Below are 15,372 nucleotides of genomic sequence, written 5' to 3'. Positions count from 1 at the left end.
GCCCCGCGATTGGCCCTAGAGCATTTTCTCCAGCCCCACGGCTTTGCTGATCCAGGCATTGAACCTGCGCCACATGCCGCCCGGCTCAGTGGTGAGCATGTGCCGTTTGCCATTGTCCTCGGTTACCCACACCAACTTGCCAGCCACCAGCGTCGGCTGGTAACTGAGCGCTGGTGCCATGCCCTGCACCGCCAGGTCGCGGGTGTACTCGGCCAGCTCCGGGCTGTCGACCAACACCCCGACCTCGGTATTCCACAGCACTGACCGCGGGTCGAAGTTGAACGAGCCGATAAAGGTCTTGCGCCGATCGAACACGATCGCCTTGCTGTGCAGGCTGGAATCCGAACTGCCATGGAAGTTGATGCCACGACTGGCACTGGGATCGCCCGGCTGGCGGCGCAGCTCATACAGCTGCACACCATGCTCCAGCAAGGCGCGGCGGTAGGGCGCATAGCCGCCATGCACGGCCGGCACGTCAGTGGCTTCCAGCGAGTTGGTCAGCAATTTGACTGAAATGCCCGCGTCGGCATGGCTGGTCAGGTACAGCAATCCATCCTCACCGGGAACGAAATATGCCGACACCAGAATCAGCTCGTGATCGACATTGTTCAGGTCCGGCGCCAGTTGCTGGCTCATCAGCAGCTGCGGATCGGGCTCGTCCTGGGCCAGGACCTTGCTCGGCGCATCCCACAGGGCCTGGCTGTGCGCCCAGATCAGCTCATTGCGCCAGACATCCAGGCGCGGCTGGGACTGGTAGGCCATCAGTCGGTCATACAGCGCCTTGCGCTTGATCCGCGCTTCGGCCAAGGACACTTCCAGGCGATGGCGGCTGGCGCGCAGGTCGTCGGCATCCGGCTCGCGCCAGAGAAAATCGCCGATAGGCCGGCTCAGGGCGCTGTTCCAGTATTGGTCGAAACTGTGCCCAAGCTGCTCGGCCACTGGGCCGACGCCGAGCAGGTCGATGTCGGTGAAATTGAGATTGGGCTCGGCGTCGAAATACTCATCGCCCAGGTTGCGCCCGCCGACGATGGCCATGCTGTTGTCGACCAGGAACAGCTTGTTGTGCATGCGTCGGTGCTGGCGCGACAGGTTGAACAGCCGGCCCATGGCGCGGGTGACGCCGGTACTGCGCCCCAGGTGCAGTGGGTTGAATACGCGGATATGGATGTTCGGGTGGGCGGCGAGGGTGCCCATCAGGGTATCGAGGCCGTCGCTGGTGGTGTCGTCGAGCAGGATGCGCACGCGCACGCCGCGGTCGGCGGCACGCAGCAGTTCGTGGACCAGCGCCCGCGTGCTCAGGCCGTCATGGACGATGTAGTACTGCAGGTCGATGCTGGCCTGGGCGTTGCGAATCAGCTCGGCCCGCGCGCGGAAGGCCTCGTTGCTGTTGGGCAGCAGGCGAAAACCCGAGCGGCCTTCATAAGGCGCCGCCTGGCGCAGCACCGAGCGGCCGAAGGCCGAGTCGTTGGCCGGCAGCGCCTGGCTGACTTCACGCGGGGTTCCGACGCTGGCGCACCCGGCAAGGCCGAGCGTTAGCGCCAGCAAGAGAGGCAGAGCTCGCTGGAGTCTCAAGTAAGGGTCGTCCTGTACAGCAAAGGCCTATGAGCTATGGACCATGGAGGGCGGCGCAAAGTTACGCTGGGCTGTGTTCTTCGACCAGTAGACGAAGGGCGGTTTCACCCACCTTGCGCACCGCTGCCTCGATTTGCGGGGTGGGCCGCGCGGCGTAATTCATCCGCAGGCAGTGCCGGTACTTGCCTGAGGCCGAGAAGATACTGCCCACTGCTATCTGCACCCCTTGCTCCAGTAAAGCGCGGTTCAGCCGCAGCGTATCGAAACTTTCCGGCAATTCGACCCACAGCATGAAGCCGCCCTGCGGCCGGCTGGCGCGGGTGCCAGGCGGGAAGTAGCGGGTAACCCAATCGATCATCTGCTCGCGGCCGCGCTGGTACTGGCTGCGCATGCGCCGCACATGCGGGTGATAGTGGCCCGCCTCGATGAAGTCGGCGATGGCCAGCTGTGGCTGGGCTGAGGTGCTGCCGGTGCTGATGTACTTCATGTGCAGCACCCGCTCCAGGTAGCGCCCGGGCGCGACCCAGCCGATGCGCAGGCCTGGCGCCAAGGTCTTGGAGAAGGAGCTGCACAGCAGCACCCGGCCATCTTCATCGAACGACTTGACCGTGCGTGGGCGCGGGTAGGTGTAGGCCAGGTCGCCATACACATCGTCTTCGAGGATTGCCACATCATAGCGCTGGGCCAGGGTCAGCAAGGCCTTCTTGCGCGCTTCGGGCATGATGTAGCCCATTGGGTTGTTACAGCTGGGCGTGATCTGGATGAGCTTGATCGGCCACTGTTCCAGGGCCAGTTCCAGCGCCTCCAGGCTGATCCCGGTGATCGGGTCGGTGGGGATCTCCAACGCCTTCATGCCCAGGCCCTTGAGCGTCTGCATGGCGCCGTGAAAGCTGGGCGAGTCCACCGCGACGATATCGCCGGTCTCGCAGACCGCGCGGATGCTGGTCGACAACGCCTCGTGGCAACCGGTGGTCACCACCAGATCGGCAGGGCTCACCCGGCAGCCGGAATCGAGCATCAGCCGGGCGATCTGCTCGCGCAGGGCGAGATTGCCGTGGATGTTGTCGTAATACAGGCCGGGCATGTCCTGCCGCCGGCTGATCTGCGCAAGGCTGCGCAGCAGCGGCTTGAGGGTCGGGCTGTTGACGTCGGGCATGCCACGGCCGAGCTGGATCACGTCTGCTTGCGGGGTGCTGCGTACCAGCTCCAGTACCTGTTCCCACTGCGAGATATCCACAGGCCGCTGCGCCGGCCGGCTGATGGCGGGCAGGGCAGGGAGGCTGCGGTGGTCAGTGACGAAATAGCCAGATTTGGGCCGTGGCGCGACCAGGCCGTTGTCTTCGAGCATGCGATAGGCCTGCTGTACGGTGCTCAGGCTCACGCCGTGTTCCAGGCTCAACGAGCGTACCGATGGCAAGCGTTGGCCAGGACGGTACAGGCCCTGCTCGATACGGGCGCCAAGTAGCTCGGCGAGGTTCAGGTAAAGGGTCACGGCATACTCCTGCGCTCAGGATTCTGAACGACCAGTACAGATCGCTGAAAAATACAGCATTCAGCGGTTATTCAGCTAATTCTGTATGGGAATAATAAGCCTGTATTGGGTCTGTATTGTCATGCTTGCGCACGCGCATGCTTTCTGCACGGTATGAGCTGATCGGGAGGAAGCAGCGATGGGTGGCTTGAGCGATGTGCGCTTGCAACTGTTGGGCAAAGAGCTTGAAGGGGGGCAGCAGCAGCGGGTCTACAGTGCCCCGGCTGGGCTTGGGCGACTGGGCTTGATGCTGCATCGCTGGAATACCCGCAAGGCGCTGTTGCAGCTTGATCAGGCGCAGCTGCGCGATGTTGGGTTGACCTGGGAGCAGGCGCGCACTGAAGGGCGCAAGCCGTTCTGGAAGGATTGATTAACGGTTGGGATTCTTGGGCCGCTTTGCGGCCCATCGCAGGCAAGCCAGCTCCTACAGGCTGGCGCGGTCCCTGTAGGAGCTGGCTTGCCTGCGATGGGCTGCAAAGCAGCCCCAAAAATGGCTCTGGCAACAAAGCCCCAGGATCAAACCAACTCTTTCAACCGATGCCAAAGCATCCCCAGCGCCAACAATGGCGAACGCAGATGCCTGCCCCCCGGGAAGGTCACGTGCGGCACCTGCGCAAATAGATCGAAACGCCCGCTCTGCTGGCCACTGATCGCCTCACCCAGCAAGCGCCCAGCCAAGTGCGTGGCATTCAGCCCATGCCCGGAGTAGGCCTGGGCGTAATAGACATTCGCCTGGCTGGCCAGGCGGCCGATCTGCGGCAGGCGGTTGGCGCCGATGCCGATCATCCCGCCCCACTGAAAGTCGATTCGCACATCCGTCAGCTGCGGGAACACCTTGAGCATCTTTGGCCGCATATAGGCGGCGATGTCCTTGGGATCTCGCCCGGAATAATGGCAAGCGCCGCCAAACAACAGACGCTGGTCGGCCGAAAGCCGATAGTAGTCCAGCGCCACCCGCTGATCGCACACCGCCATATTCTGCGGCAGCAACGAGCGCGCGCGTTCCTCACCCAGGGGCTCGGTGGCGATGATGTAGCTGCCAGCGGGCAACACCTTGCCCCCTAGCTCGCGGTTCAGATCGTTGTGATAGGCGTTGCAGCACAGCACCAGGGTGTTGGCGCGAACCCGGCCGCTGGCGGTGTGCACTTGCACCTGCGGCCCGTAGTCGATGCGGGTCACCGCCGACTGCTCATGCAGCTTCACGCCCAACTGGCTGGCCACGGCCGCCTCACCCAACGCCAGGTTGAGCGGATGCAGATGGCCCGAGCCCATGTCGATCAGACCGCCGACATAGCGTTCGGAACCCACCACGGTATGGATCTGTTCAGCCGGCACCAGTTTTAGCTCATGGGCATAGCCCAGGCTGCGCAGCTCTTCGGCGTCTTCGGCGAAACCTTGCAGCTCGCCCGGCTTGTTGGCCAGGTCGCAGTAGCCCCAGGTCAGGTCGCAGTCGATCGCGTGGCGTTCGACCCGCTGGCGCACGATGTCCACTGCTTCCAGGCCCATCAGTTTCAGGCTGCGCACGCCTTGCTCGCCGATGACCGGCAGGAACTGCTCGACGCCATGGCCAACGCCGCGGATCAGTTGCCCGCCATTGCGACCGCTGGCGCCCCAGCCGATCTTATGCGCTTCGAGGAGGATCACCGAGAGGCCGCGCTCGGCCAGTTCGATGGCGGTGTTCAGGCCCGAGTAGCCGCCGCCGACGATGCACACGTCTGCGCTGTGCTCGCCTTCCAAGGCCGGGTAGTCAGGCTGCGGGGCGCTGCTGGCGGCGTAATAGGAGGCGGCGTGCTGCGCGCTGTGGATCATTGGCTCGGCCCTGGGTGTTTGTTGAGGGATGCGAGGATAAGCTGGGGTGGGTGGTGCGGCAACCGGCGCTATCGCGGGGCAAGCCCGCTCCCACGTGACCACAGGTGTAGGCTACCTGGGTATACGCTAGGTGCGGGCTTGCCCCGCGAATGGGCCTATAATTGAGCACATTCTCTTGATCCTAGCGCCGCCATGTCCTGCAATCGCCACAAGATCCACTTCCTGCGCGAGCTCATTCCTTCCTTCGAATGCGAGCCCGGCTGCCACGACTGCTGCGGTCCGGTCACCACTTCAGCAGAAGAAATGGCCCAGCTACCGCGCAAGTCCCAGGCCGAGCAGGACGCCGCCCTCGAGCGCCTGGACTGCGTGCATCTAGGCCCGCAAGGCTGCACGGTCTACGAAGATCGGCCAATGATCTGCCGCCTGTTCGGCACCACCCCGCGCATGGCCTGCCCACGTGGGCGTGGGCCGCAGCAGCCCATCGACCCGCAGGCCGAGCAGTTGGTCCACCAGTTCATCGCCAGTACGCGCCAGGTACTGGTCTGAGCAGCCTCAGTCGGGAATCGGCAGGCACAGGCTCTCTTTGACTTCTTCCATGACGATATAGCTCTTCGACTCGCGCACATGCGGCAGCTTGAGCAGGATGTCGCCCAGCAGCTTGCGGTACGAGGCCATCTCGGAAATCCGTGCCTTCACCAGGTAGTCGAAGTCGCCCGAAACCAAATGGCATTCGAGTACATGCGGCAGCTTGAGCACGGCGCGGCGGAACTCCTCGAAGGTGTCGCCCGACTTGTAGTCCAGGCTGATTTCGACGAACACCAGCAGGCTGCCTTTGAGGTGCTGCGGATTGAGCCGGGCGTTGTAGCCCATGATGATCCCTTCGCGCTCCAGCCGGCGCACGCGCTCGGTGCAAGGGGTCGTGGAAAGCCCTACTTTTTCGCCCAGTTCGGTGAAGGAAATACGCCCGTCATTCTGCAGGATCCGCAGGATGTTGCGGTCGATCTTGTCCAGTTCACGCTTGCTCTGATGCTGGGTTCTCATAGGGGATGCCCCTCCGTAAAAGGCCACTTTGCCAAGAATTGTCGCCAAATATAGGCTTTTATATAGTGAAATGCACTGGCCTGTCCTTCTTATACTGCGCGCATCCATGCCATATCAACAAAAGACTGCGGTGCGCCGCGTGCGAGGGATAAACGATGCGAGTTCTGGTACTTGGTAGCGGTGTAATCGGAACCGCCAGTGCCTACTATCTGGCCCGGCAAGGTTTCGAAGTCACGGTGGTCGACCGCCAGCCAGCGGTGGCCATGGAAACCAGCTTTGCCAACGCCGGCCAGATCTCGCCCGGCTATGCCTCGCCCTGGGCTGCCCCAGGCGTGCCGCTCAAGGCCATCAAGTGGCTGCTTGAACGCCACGCCCCGCTGGCCATCAAGCTGACTGGCGACGTCGATCAGTACCTGTGGATGGCGCAGATGCTGCGCAACTGCACCGCCAGCCGTTATGCGGTGAACAAGGAGCGCATGGTGCGTTTGTCCGAGTACAGCCGTGACTGCCTCGACGAGCTGCGCGCCGAAACCGGCCTGAGTTATGAAAACCGCGCGCTGGGCACCACCCAGCTGTTCCGTACCCAGGCCCAGGTAGACGCTGCGGCTAAAGACATCGCCGTGCTGGAACAGTCCGGCGTGCCTTATGAGCTGCTCGACCGCGACGGCATCGCCCGCGTTGAACCGGCCCTGGCTGGGGTGAAGGATATCCTCGCTGGCGCCTTGCGCCTGCCTAATGACCAGACCGGCGACTGCCAGCTGTTCACCACCAAGCTGGCTGAGATGGCGATCAAGCTGGGTGTGGAGTTCCGCTTCGGCCAGGACATCCAGCGCCTGGACTTCGCTGGCGACCGGATCAACGGTGTGTGGATCGATGGCAAGCTGGAAACCGCCGACCGCTATGTGCTGGCGCTGGGCAGCTACTCGCCGCAGATGCTCAAGCCGCTGGGCATCAAGGCGCCGGTCTACCCGCTCAAAGGCTACTCGCTGACCGTGCCGATCACCGACCCGGCGATGGCCCCGACCTCGACCATTCTCGACGAAACCTACAAGGTCGCCATCACCCGTTTCGACAACCGTATCCGCGTCGGCGGCATGGCTGAAATCGCCGGTTTTGACCTGTCGCTGAACCCGCGTCGACGCGAAACGCTGGAGATGATCGTCAACGACCTTTATCCTCGCGGCGGCGACCTGAGCCAGGCCAGCTTCTGGACCGGCCTGCGTCCGGCGACTCCGGACGGCACGCCGATCGTGGGTGCCACGCCGTTCCGTAACCTGTTCCTCAACACCGGTCACGGCACCTTGGGCTGGACCATGGCCTGCGGCTCCGGCCGTTTGCTGGCCGATCTGATTGCCCGGCGCAAGCCGCAAATCAGTGCCGAAGGCCTCGATATTTCCCGTTACGGCAACAACAAGGAGATCGCCAAGCATGGCAATCCAGCGCCAGCTCACCAATGAGCGCATGAGCCAGATCGTCACCCACAACGGCACCGTTTACCTGGCGGGCCAAGTGGCTGACGACATGAGCGCCGGCATCGAACAGCAGACCCGCGAAACCCTGGCCAGCATCGAGAAGCTGCTGGATCAGGCGGGCACCGACAAGACTCGCCTGCTGTCGGTGACCATCTACCTGAAGGACATCGATGCGCACTTCGCCGGCATGAACGCAGTGTGGGACCAGTGGCTGCCAGAAGGCGTCGCCCCAGCCCGTGCCACGGTCGAAGCCAAGCTGTGCGAGCCGGAAATCCTCGTTGAGCTGTCGGTAGTCGCCGCACTGCCGTAACCCGTTCCCTCACCCCGGCGCGGTGGCACCTACCCCCGTCTGCCGTGCCGGGGATTTATTCAAACCAGAACTGCCAAAAGGCTGCCGCCATGCGTCCCGCCCGTGCCCTGATCGATCTTCAAGCCCTGCGTCACAACTACCGTCTGGCCCGTGAGTTATCCGGCGCCAAGGCCCTTGCCGTGATCAAGGCCGATGCCTATGGTCATGGCGCGGTACGTTGTGCCCTGGCGCTTGAGGCCGAGGCTGATGGCTTTGCCGTGGCCTGCATCGAGGAAGCCCTGGAGCTACGTGCGGCAGGCATCAAGGCCCCGGTGCTATTGCTCGAAGGCTTCTTCGAGGCCAGCGAACTGGCCCTGATCAGCGAGCATGACCTGTGGTGCGTGGTGCACTCGCTGTGGCAGCTGGAAGCGATCGAGCAGACCCCGGTCAGCAAGCCGCTGAAGATCTGGCTCAAGCTCGATACCGGTATGCACCGGGTTGGCGTTCATCCGAAGGATTACCACGACGCTTACCAGCGCCTGCTGGCCAGCGGCAAGGTCGCGCGCATTGTGCTGATGAGCCACTTCGCCCGCGCCGACGAACTGGATGTCGACTCGACTGCGCAACAGGTGGCGGTATTCGAAGCTGCTCGCCAGGGCCTGAGCGCCGAGTGCAGCCTGCGCAACTCCCCGGCAGTGCTGGGCTGGCCGCACGTGCCGAGCGACTGGGTGCGCCCCGGCATCATGCTGTACGGTGCTACCCCGTTCGAAGTCGCCCAGGCTGAGGCCGCACGCCTGCAACCGGTGATGACCCTGCAATCGCGGATCATCAGCGTGCGCGAGCTGCCGGCTGGCGAGCCGGTGGGCTACGGCGCCAAGTTCGTCAGTCCGCGCCCGACCCGCGTCGGCGTGGTGGCCATGGGGTATGCCGATGGCTATCCGCGTTTGGCGCCTACCGGTACGCCGGTAATGGTCGCCGGCAAGCGCACCCAGTTGATCGGCCGAGTGTCGATGGACATGCTCTGCGTCGACCTCACCGACATCCCCGAAGCGACCCTGGGCAGCCCGGTCGAGCTGTGGGGCAAGCAGGTACTGGCCAGCGATGTGGCGATGGCTGCGGGCACCATCCCCTACCAGATCTTCTGCAACCTCAAACGCGTGCCGCTGGACTATATCGGCGAATAAGGCGCTGAAGCGGACAGGCTGGGGCCTCGAGTGTTGTAAATACTGAACGGCATTGCCATGATATCGTTCACATTCGACCCCATCTCGACCGTTTCAGGAGGCTCCAGCTTTGGACGTCGGCGAACGACTGCAAGCCATCCGCAAGCTCAAGGGCCTGTCCCAGCGTGAACTCGCCAAGCGCGCGGGGGTAACCAACAGCACCATCTCGATGATCGAGAAGAACAGCGTGAGCCCGTCGATCAGCTCCCTGCGCAAGGTGCTCAGCGGCATTCCCATGTCCATGGTCGAGTTCTTTTCGGTCGAACTGGCGTCGGAGAGTCCCACGCAGATCGTCTACAAAGCACACGAGCTGATCGATATCTCCGACGGTGCGGTGACCATGAAGCTGGTCGGCAAGTCGCACCCCAATCGGGCGATTGCCTTCCTCAACGAGGTTTATCCACCGGGTGCCGACACCGGCGAAGAGATGTTGACCCACGATGGCGAAGAGACCGGCATTTTGCTCGAAGGCCGCCTGGAGCTGGTGGTCGGCACCGAGACCTTCCTGCTCGAAGCCGGCGACAGCTACTACTTCGAAAGCACCCGCCCGCATCGATTTCGCAACCCCTTCAACGAGCCTGCCCGGCTGATCAGCGCTGCCACGCCGTCGAACTTTTGATCCAGCGCAGCGTATTGCTTCGCCAATACCCCTTTCCAGTGTGTGGTCGTTTCACGGCTCTTGGGATCCCGCTATACTTTTCAACGCCCGCAATTCGTGGCTGCGGGCGTGATTAGCCACCATGAGGGTGTACGCGTGAACCAAATCAAGAAGATGCTGGCCGTACCAGCAGCCGTTTTCGCCCTCTGGGCACTCAATGCACACGCAGCGACCAACGATGAACTTGCCAAGCGCCTGGAGCCGGTCGGCCAGGTGTGTGTCCAGGGCCAGGAGTGCAAAGGCATGGAAGTGGCGACCGCTGCCAGCGGCGGTGGGGCGAAGACGCCCGATGAAGTTATCGCCAAGCACTGCAACGCCTGCCATGGCACCGGCCTGCTGAATGCGCCGAAGATTGGCGATACCGCCGCGTGGAAAGAGCGCGCCGATCACCAGGGCGGCTTGGATGGCATCCTGGCCAAGGCGATCACCGGCATCAACGCCATGCCGCCGAAAGGCACCTGTGCCGATTGCTCGGATGAAGAGCTCAAGGCTGCGATCAAGAAGATGTCTGGCCTTTGAGGCTTAACTGAATTTGCACAGCCCGCCGTTTGGCGGGCTTTGTGTTTGCGGGCTTGAATTGGTGCTGTCCTTTTCGCGGGCAAGCCCGCTCCCACAGGGATCATCGCTCACCCTGTGGTAGCGGGCTTGCCCGCGAATAGGCCTATGCAGCAATTGCAGGCTGCCCACGGTCCAACCCCTGAATGCACGGATGTCACAGGAGGCACAGATGGCCCACAGCTGTTCCATCGACCAGGCGGTCGAGCATGTCCTCGCTCACCTGCCGGCGCATATCCACATGGGCCTGCCCCTGGGCCTGGGTAAGCCCAATGCCTTCGTCAACGCGCTCTACGCCAGAATCCGCGCGCTGCCTGAGCGGCGCCTGACCATCTACACCGCGCTGACCCTGGGCCGCCCACCGCTGGGCGACGGCCTGCAACGGCGCTTCCTCGAACCCTTCATCGAACGGGTGTTCGCCGACTACCAAGAGCTCGACTACCTCGCCGACCTGCGCAATGACCAACTGCCAGCGAACATCCGCGTCGAGCAGTTCTTCATGCAGCCCGGCAGCCTGCTGCACAGCGCCATGGCCCAGCAGGACTACGTCAGCAGCAACTACAGCCATGCCGCCCGCGACATTAACGCCAAGGGCCTCAACCTGGTGGCGCAGTTGGTGGCCGCAACGCCGGAGTATCCTGATCAGCTGAGCCTGGCCTGCAACCCGGACATCACCCTCGACCTGCTACCCATGATCGCCAAGCGACGTGCCGCCGGCGAAACCATCCTGATCCTCGGCCAAGTGCACAGCGAGTTGCCCTACATGCCGGGTGCTGCGCAGCTGGGGCGAGAGGCGTTCGACCTGTTGATCGACGAGCCGGAGCAGCGGCGGCTGTTCTCCACTCCGAACATGCCGGTCGCGACCCAAGACCATTGCATCGGCTTGCATGCCAGCACCCTGGTGCGCGACGGCGGCACCCTGCAGATCGGCATCGGCGCCATGGGCGACGCCGTGGCGGCAGCCTTGCTGGCGCGTCAGGGCGACAACCAGGGCTATCGCGCCTTGCTCAACGAGCTGGACGTCGGCCCCTGGCAGCCACTGATCGACAGCGAAGGCGGCCTGGATGCCTTCGCCCAAGGCCTGTATGGCTGCAGCGAAATGTTCGTCAACGGCCTCCTGGCGTTGGCCGAAGCTGGGGTGGTGCGCAGGCCTGCCGATGAGCACGGGGTACTGGTGCATGGCGGATTTTTCCTCGGCCCGCGCGCGTTCTACCAGCGCCTGCGCGAGATGCCGCTGGAGCAGCGCAAGCAATACGCGATGACCGCCATCAGCTTTATCAACGAACTGTACGGCCAGGAAGAGCTCAAGCGCCGTCAGCGCCGCGATGCACGCTTCATCAACACGGTGTTCGGCATGACCCTGCTAGGCGCCGGGGTGGCCGATCAGTTGGAAGATGGTCGCGTGCTCAGCGGCGTCGGCGGTCAGTACAACTTCGTTGCCCAGGGCCATGCGCTGGAAGGCGGGCGTTCGATTCTGCTGCTCAGGAGCTGGCGCGAGGCGGGCGGCGAGGTGACCTCGAACCTGTTCTGGACCTATGGCCACTGCACCATTCCCCGCCATCTGCGCGACATCGTGGTGACTGAGTACGGCATTGCTGACCTGCGCGGGCAGACTGACAGCGAGGTAATCGCGCGCTTGCTGGCGATCAGCGATTCACGCTTTCAGGCTGAATTGATGGAGCAGGCCAAGGCGGCGGGCAAGCTGGCCAAGGATTTCGAGTTGGACGAGCGCTTCAGGGACAACACACCTGAGCGGCTGGAGGCGCTGCGCGAGCATCATCCGCGGTTGTTCCCGGAGTATCCGTTGGGCAGTGATTTCACCGCCGAAGAGAGGGATTTGCTAAGGGCGCTGAACTGGCTCAAGAGCAAGTTCAAGCTGAGCGAGGTGTTGCAGTTGGGCAAGGCGGCACTGGATGCGCCGGCGCCTGAGGCCTATCCGACGCAGCTGGCGCGGATGGGGCTGGAGCAGCCGCAGGGGCTGAAGGAGGAGCTGTACCAGCGGTTGTTGCTGGCCGGATTGCAGGCGACTCGCTGAGGTAGGCGAGCTGCTAGCCACTAGGGCGTAGCGTGGGAGCGGGCTTGCCCCGCGATAGCGTCATAGCAGACAGCGAAGGCGCTCCTGCTTATGCTATCGCGGGGCAAGCCCGCTCCCACGATGCCCGCGAGGCCAGTCGAGTCACTCGATGAGGCTCCCACGATGCCCGCGAGGCCAGTCGAGTCACTCGATGAGGCTCCCACGAGGCCCGCGATGTCAGTCGAGTCACTCGATGAGGCTCTCACCATGCCTGCGCGGCAGTCGAATTACTCGATGAAGCTAACCACGCCGCCTTCCAGCGATTTCACCCGAGCCAGCGACTCAACGCGATAGCCCTGGCTATCGAGCTCGGCACGCCCACCCTGGAACGACTTCTCGATGACGATGCCCAGACCGGCAACGGTAGCGCCCGCCTGCTTGATGATCGAGATCAGCGCTTGCGATGCCTTGCCGTTGGCCAGGAAGTCGTCGATCACCAGCACGCGGTCGCTGCTGTTGAGGTGACGCGGCGAGATCGCCACGGTGTTCTCGGTCTGCTTGGTGAAGGAATACACCGAGGCGGTCAGCAGGTTCTCGGTCAGGGTCAGCGACTGGTGCTTGCGGGCGAAGATCACCGGCACACCCAGCTTCAGACCCGTCATCACCGCCGGGGCGATGCCCGAGGCTTCTATGGTGACGATCTTGGTCACGCCGCTGTCTGCATACAGACGGGCGAATTCGTCACCGATCAGCTGCATCAGCGCAGGGTCGATCTGGTGGTTGAGAAACGCGTCGACTTTGAGAACCTGGTCGGAAAGCACGATGCCTTCTTCGCGAATCTTCTGCTGCAGTGCTTCCACTGGTGTATTCCTCGATGTAGCAAAAATGGCCACGGCGATGTGCTGTGGCAAAGTTTAAAGGTGATTAGCGCTTGAGCATGGCCCGTATATCGGCCAATGCGTTGTTGCCACGCGCGGCTTTGACTTCCACCGGCGCATCATCCAGGCCTTCCCACGACAGATCGTCCGGCGGCAGTTCGTCGAGGAACCGGCTGGGCGTGCAGTCGATGATTTCGCCGTATTGCTTGCGCTTGGCGGCGAAGGTGAAGGCCAGGGTCTGGCGCGCGCGGGTGATGCCCACGTAAGCCAGGCGCCGCTCCTCTTCGATGGTGTCGGCCTCGATGCTGGAGCGGTGCGGGAGGATCTCTTCTTCCATGCCCATGATGAACACGTAGGGAAATTCCAGGCCCTTGGAGGCGTGCAAGGTCATCATCTGCACGCCTTCGGCGTTCTCTTCTTCTTCCTGCTGGCGCTCGAGCATGTCACGCAGCACCAGCTTGCCGATGGCGTCTTCGATGGTCATGTCACCCTCTTCGTCTTTCTCGAGGGTGTTCTTCAGCGCATCGATGAGGAACCAGACGTTGCTGATACGAAAATCCGCGGCTTTGTCGCTGGCGGTGTTCTGGCGGATCCAGTTCTCGTAGTCGATGTCGCGGACCATTTCGTGCAGCGCGGCGATCGGGTCGTCCAGTGCCACCTTTTGGCGGACCCCATCGAGCCAATGCTTGAAACGCTGCAAGCGCTCGGTATAGCGCGCATCGAGGTGCTCGCCCAGGCCCATCTCATCGCTGGCGGCGTACATCGACACGCCACGCTCGGTGGAGTAGTTGCCGAGCTTTTCCAGGGTGGTCGAGCCGATTTCCCGGCGTGGTACGTTGATTACCCGCAGGTAGGCGTTGTCGTCATCCGGGTTGACCAACAGGCGCAGGTAGGCCATCAGGTCCTTGACCTCCTGGCGGCCGAAGAAGCTGTTACCGCCCGACAGGCGATACGGCACCTGGTGGTGCTGCAGCTTCAACTCGATTAGCTTGGCCTGGTAGTTGCCCCGGTAAAGGATGGCGAAGTCGCTGTAGGGGCGGTCGGTGCGCAGGTGCAAGGTGAGGATTTCCATGGCCACCCGCTCGGCCTCGGCCTCTTCGTTCTTGCAGCGGATCACGCGGATCTCGTCGCCGTGGCCCATCTCGCTCCACAGCTGTTTCTCGAACGCATGCGGGTTGTTGGCGATCAGCACGTTGGCGCAGCGCAGGATGCGGCTGGTGGAGCGGTAGTTCTGCTCGAGCATCACCACTTTCAAGGACGGGTAGTCATCCTTGAGCAGCATCAGGTTTTCTGGACGGGCGCCACGCCAGGCGTAGATCGACTGGTCATCGTCGCCCACCACGGTGAACTGGTTGCGCATGCCGATCAGCATCTTCACCAGCAGGTACTGGCTGGCGTTGGTGTCCTGGTATTCGTCGACCAGCAGGTAGCGCACCTTGTTCTGCCAGCGCTCGAGTACCTCGGGGTTTTCCTGGAACAGCTTGACCGGCAGCAGGATCAGGTCGTCGAAGTCCACCGCGTTGAACGCCTTGAGCGTGCGCTGGTAGTGGGTGTAGACGATGGCGGCGGTCTGCTCACGCGGGTTGCGCGCGTTCTCCAGGGCCTCGGCGGGCATGATCAGGTCGTTTTTCCAGGCACCGATCATGTTCTTGATCTCGTCGATGCCGTCGTCGCCGGAGTATTCCTTTTGCATGATGTCCGACAGCAACGCCTTGATGTCGGTCTCGTCGAAGATCGAGAACCCCGGCTTATAGCCAAGGTGCTGATGCTCCTTGCGGATGATGTTCAGGCCCAAGTTGTGGAAGGTGCACACCGTCAGCCCACGGCCTTCTCCGGCGCGCAGCAGGGTGCCGACCCGCTCCTTCATCTCGCGCGCGGCCTTGTTGGTAAAGGTCATCGCGACGATGTACTGGGCGCGGATGCCGCAGTTCTGGATCAGGTGGGCGATCTTGCGCGTGATCACGCTGGTCTTGCCGGAGCCTGCACCGGCGAGCACCAAAAGAGGGCCGCCGACGTAGTCACAGGCTTCCTGTTGCCGGGGATTGAGTCGGGACATGCTAGAAACCGGGGGTCGCCAGAAAATAGCCGCGCATTCTAACAGGCAAGTGGTGCTTATGGCGCGACCGTCTGACGCCAGAGTCAGACTTTTGTGGCCTCATCGCGGGGCAAGTCCTCCCTTACACCGCCAGTGAGATACCGCTGGGTGCGGGCTTGTCCCGCGATGAGGAGCACGCAAATCGGATTTGCCGCTCAGCCAACTTTCGCGCAGGATGCACGACAAAATACGTCGGACCGCAGGCCATGGAAGGGTATGTATTAAAGTGAAAATC

At 62.9% G+C, this 15,372-nt stretch carries 14 protein-coding genes; 8 read left to right on the top strand and 6 right to left on the bottom strand.

Annotated elements, in window-relative coordinates:
- Positions 1-15: 15 nt before the first annotated feature.
- On the bottom strand, positions 16-1,572 hold the full coding sequence (locus tag HU737_RS22170; protein WP_186553011.1) for a phospholipase D family protein: 1,557 nt from the start codon (positions 1,570-1,572) through the stop codon (positions 16-18).
- Positions 1,573-1,633: 61 nt separating this feature from the next.
- Complete coding sequence (locus tag HU737_RS22165; protein WP_186553010.1) at positions 1,634-3,064, bottom strand: aminotransferase-like domain-containing protein; 1,431 nt, start codon at positions 3,062-3,064, stop codon at positions 1,634-1,636.
- Positions 3,065-3,242: 178 nt separating this feature from the next.
- Between HU737_RS22165 and HU737_RS22160 the strand changes: the two genes are divergently transcribed.
- Positions 3,243-3,473, top strand: coding sequence for a DUF1127 domain-containing protein (locus HU737_RS22160; protein ID WP_186553009.1), 231 nt, complete (start codon positions 3,243-3,245; stop codon positions 3,471-3,473).
- 146 nt (positions 3,474-3,619) lie between these two features.
- On the opposite strand, the gene HU737_RS22155 is transcribed toward HU737_RS22160, so the two are convergent.
- Positions 3,620-4,912 carry an NAD(P)/FAD-dependent oxidoreductase gene (locus HU737_RS22155; protein WP_186553008.1) on the bottom strand — a complete coding sequence of 431 codons (1,293 nt, stop codon included), beginning with the start codon at positions 4,910-4,912 and terminating at the stop codon, positions 3,620-3,622.
- A 192-nt stretch (positions 4,913-5,104) separates the two neighbouring features.
- Here HU737_RS22155 and HU737_RS22150 point away from each other — a divergent pair, with 192 nt between their 5' ends.
- On the top strand, positions 5,105-5,458 hold the full coding sequence (locus HU737_RS22150; protein ID WP_186553007.1) for a YkgJ family cysteine cluster protein: 354 nt from the start codon (positions 5,105-5,107) through the stop codon (positions 5,456-5,458).
- A 6-nt stretch (positions 5,459-5,464) separates the two neighbouring features.
- Here the strand turns inward: HU737_RS22150 and dadR are convergent, their stop codons facing one another.
- Positions 5,465-5,953 (bottom strand): transcriptional regulator DadR, encoded by a 489-nt coding sequence (dadR, locus tag HU737_RS22145; RefSeq protein WP_003258963.1) that lies wholly within the window; start codon positions 5,951-5,953, stop codon positions 5,465-5,467.
- A gap of 155 nt (positions 5,954-6,108) precedes the next feature.
- Between dadR and dadA the strand changes: the two genes are divergently transcribed.
- The 6 genes from dadA (at position 6,109) to HU737_RS22115 (ending at position 12,185) form a co-directional block, all read left to right on the top strand.
- Positions 6,109-7,410, top strand: a complete 1,302-nt coding sequence (dadA, locus tag HU737_RS22140) for a D-amino acid dehydrogenase (protein WP_186553006.1) — start codon at positions 6,109-6,111, stop codon at positions 7,408-7,410.
- The gene (locus HU737_RS22135; protein ID WP_186553005.1) at positions 7,382-7,735 is read left to right on the top strand and encodes a RidA family protein; all 354 of its coding nucleotides are present in this window, start codon (positions 7,382-7,384) and stop codon (positions 7,733-7,735) included. The genes dadA and HU737_RS22135 overlap by 29 nt, the downstream gene beginning before the upstream one ends.
- An 89-nt stretch (positions 7,736-7,824) precedes the next feature.
- Positions 7,825-8,898, top strand: coding sequence for an alanine racemase (gene alr / locus HU737_RS22130; RefSeq protein ID WP_186553004.1), 1,074 nt, complete (start codon positions 7,825-7,827; stop codon positions 8,896-8,898).
- Between the two features lie 109 nt (positions 8,899-9,007).
- Positions 9,008-9,556 carry a cupin domain-containing protein gene (locus HU737_RS22125; protein ID WP_186553003.1) on the top strand — a complete coding sequence of 183 codons (549 nt, stop codon included), beginning with the start codon at positions 9,008-9,010 and terminating at the stop codon, positions 9,554-9,556.
- Between the two features lie 135 nt (positions 9,557-9,691).
- Entirely contained in the window at positions 9,692-10,114 is a 423-nt protein-coding gene (locus tag HU737_RS22120) for a c-type cytochrome (RefSeq protein ID WP_312153681.1), read from the top strand.
- Positions 10,115-10,322: 208 nt separating this feature from the next.
- A complete protein-coding gene (locus tag HU737_RS22115) occupies positions 10,323-12,185 on the top strand; it encodes an acetyl-CoA hydrolase/transferase C-terminal domain-containing protein (protein WP_225915637.1) in 1,863 nt (620 codons plus the stop codon).
- 266 nt (positions 12,186-12,451) lie between these two features.
- On the opposite strand, the gene HU737_RS22110 is transcribed toward HU737_RS22115, so the two are convergent.
- Both HU737_RS22110 and rep read right to left on the bottom strand, forming a co-directional pair.
- A complete protein-coding gene (locus HU737_RS22110; RefSeq protein WP_186553001.1) occupies positions 12,452-13,024 on the bottom strand; it encodes a xanthine phosphoribosyltransferase in 573 nt (190 codons plus the stop codon).
- Between the two features lie 64 nt (positions 13,025-13,088).
- Positions 13,089-15,098: a DNA helicase Rep gene (rep, locus tag HU737_RS22105; protein ID WP_186553000.1), complete on the bottom strand. Its 2,010-nt coding sequence runs from the start codon at positions 15,096-15,098 to the stop codon at positions 13,089-13,091.
- Between the last annotated feature and the right edge of the window lie 274 nt (positions 15,099-15,372).

The organism is Pseudomonas urmiensis (assembly GCF_014268815.2).
Taxonomy (GTDB): domain Bacteria; phylum Pseudomonadota; class Gammaproteobacteria; order Pseudomonadales; family Pseudomonadaceae; genus Aquipseudomonas; species Aquipseudomonas urmiensis.
The sequence above is the reverse complement of the archived record's forward strand: the minus strand, read 5'-3'. Positions and strand labels throughout refer to the sequence as shown.

Excerpts from the sequence above, each read along its gene's own strand:
- HU737_RS22160 (WP_186553009.1), top strand. The coding sequence starts at position 3,243 with ATGGGTGGCTTGAGCGATGTGCGCTTGCAACTGTTGGGCAAAGAGCTT.
- HU737_RS22155 (WP_186553008.1), bottom strand. The coding sequence starts at position 4,912 with ATGATCCACAGCGCGCAGCACGCCGCCTCCTATTACGCCGCCAGCAGC.
- HU737_RS22150 (WP_186553007.1), top strand. The coding sequence starts at position 5,105 with ATGTCCTGCAATCGCCACAAGATCCACTTCCTGCGCGAGCTCATTCCT.
- dadR (WP_003258963.1), bottom strand. The coding sequence starts at position 5,953 with ATGAGAACCCAGCATCAGAGCAAGCGTGAACTGGACAAGATCGACCGC.
- dadA (WP_186553006.1), top strand. The coding sequence starts at position 6,109 with ATGCGAGTTCTGGTACTTGGTAGCGGTGTAATCGGAACCGCCAGTGCC.
- HU737_RS22135 (WP_186553005.1), top strand. The coding sequence starts at position 7,382 with ATGGCAATCCAGCGCCAGCTCACCAATGAGCGCATGAGCCAGATCGTC.
- alr (WP_186553004.1), top strand. The coding sequence starts at position 7,825 with ATGCGTCCCGCCCGTGCCCTGATCGATCTTCAAGCCCTGCGTCACAAC.
- HU737_RS22115 (WP_225915637.1), top strand. The coding sequence starts at position 10,323 with ATGGCCCACAGCTGTTCCATCGACCAGGCGGTCGAGCATGTCCTCGCT.
- rep (WP_186553000.1), bottom strand. The coding sequence starts at position 15,098 with ATGTCCCGACTCAATCCCCGGCAACAGGAAGCCTGTGACTACGTCGGC.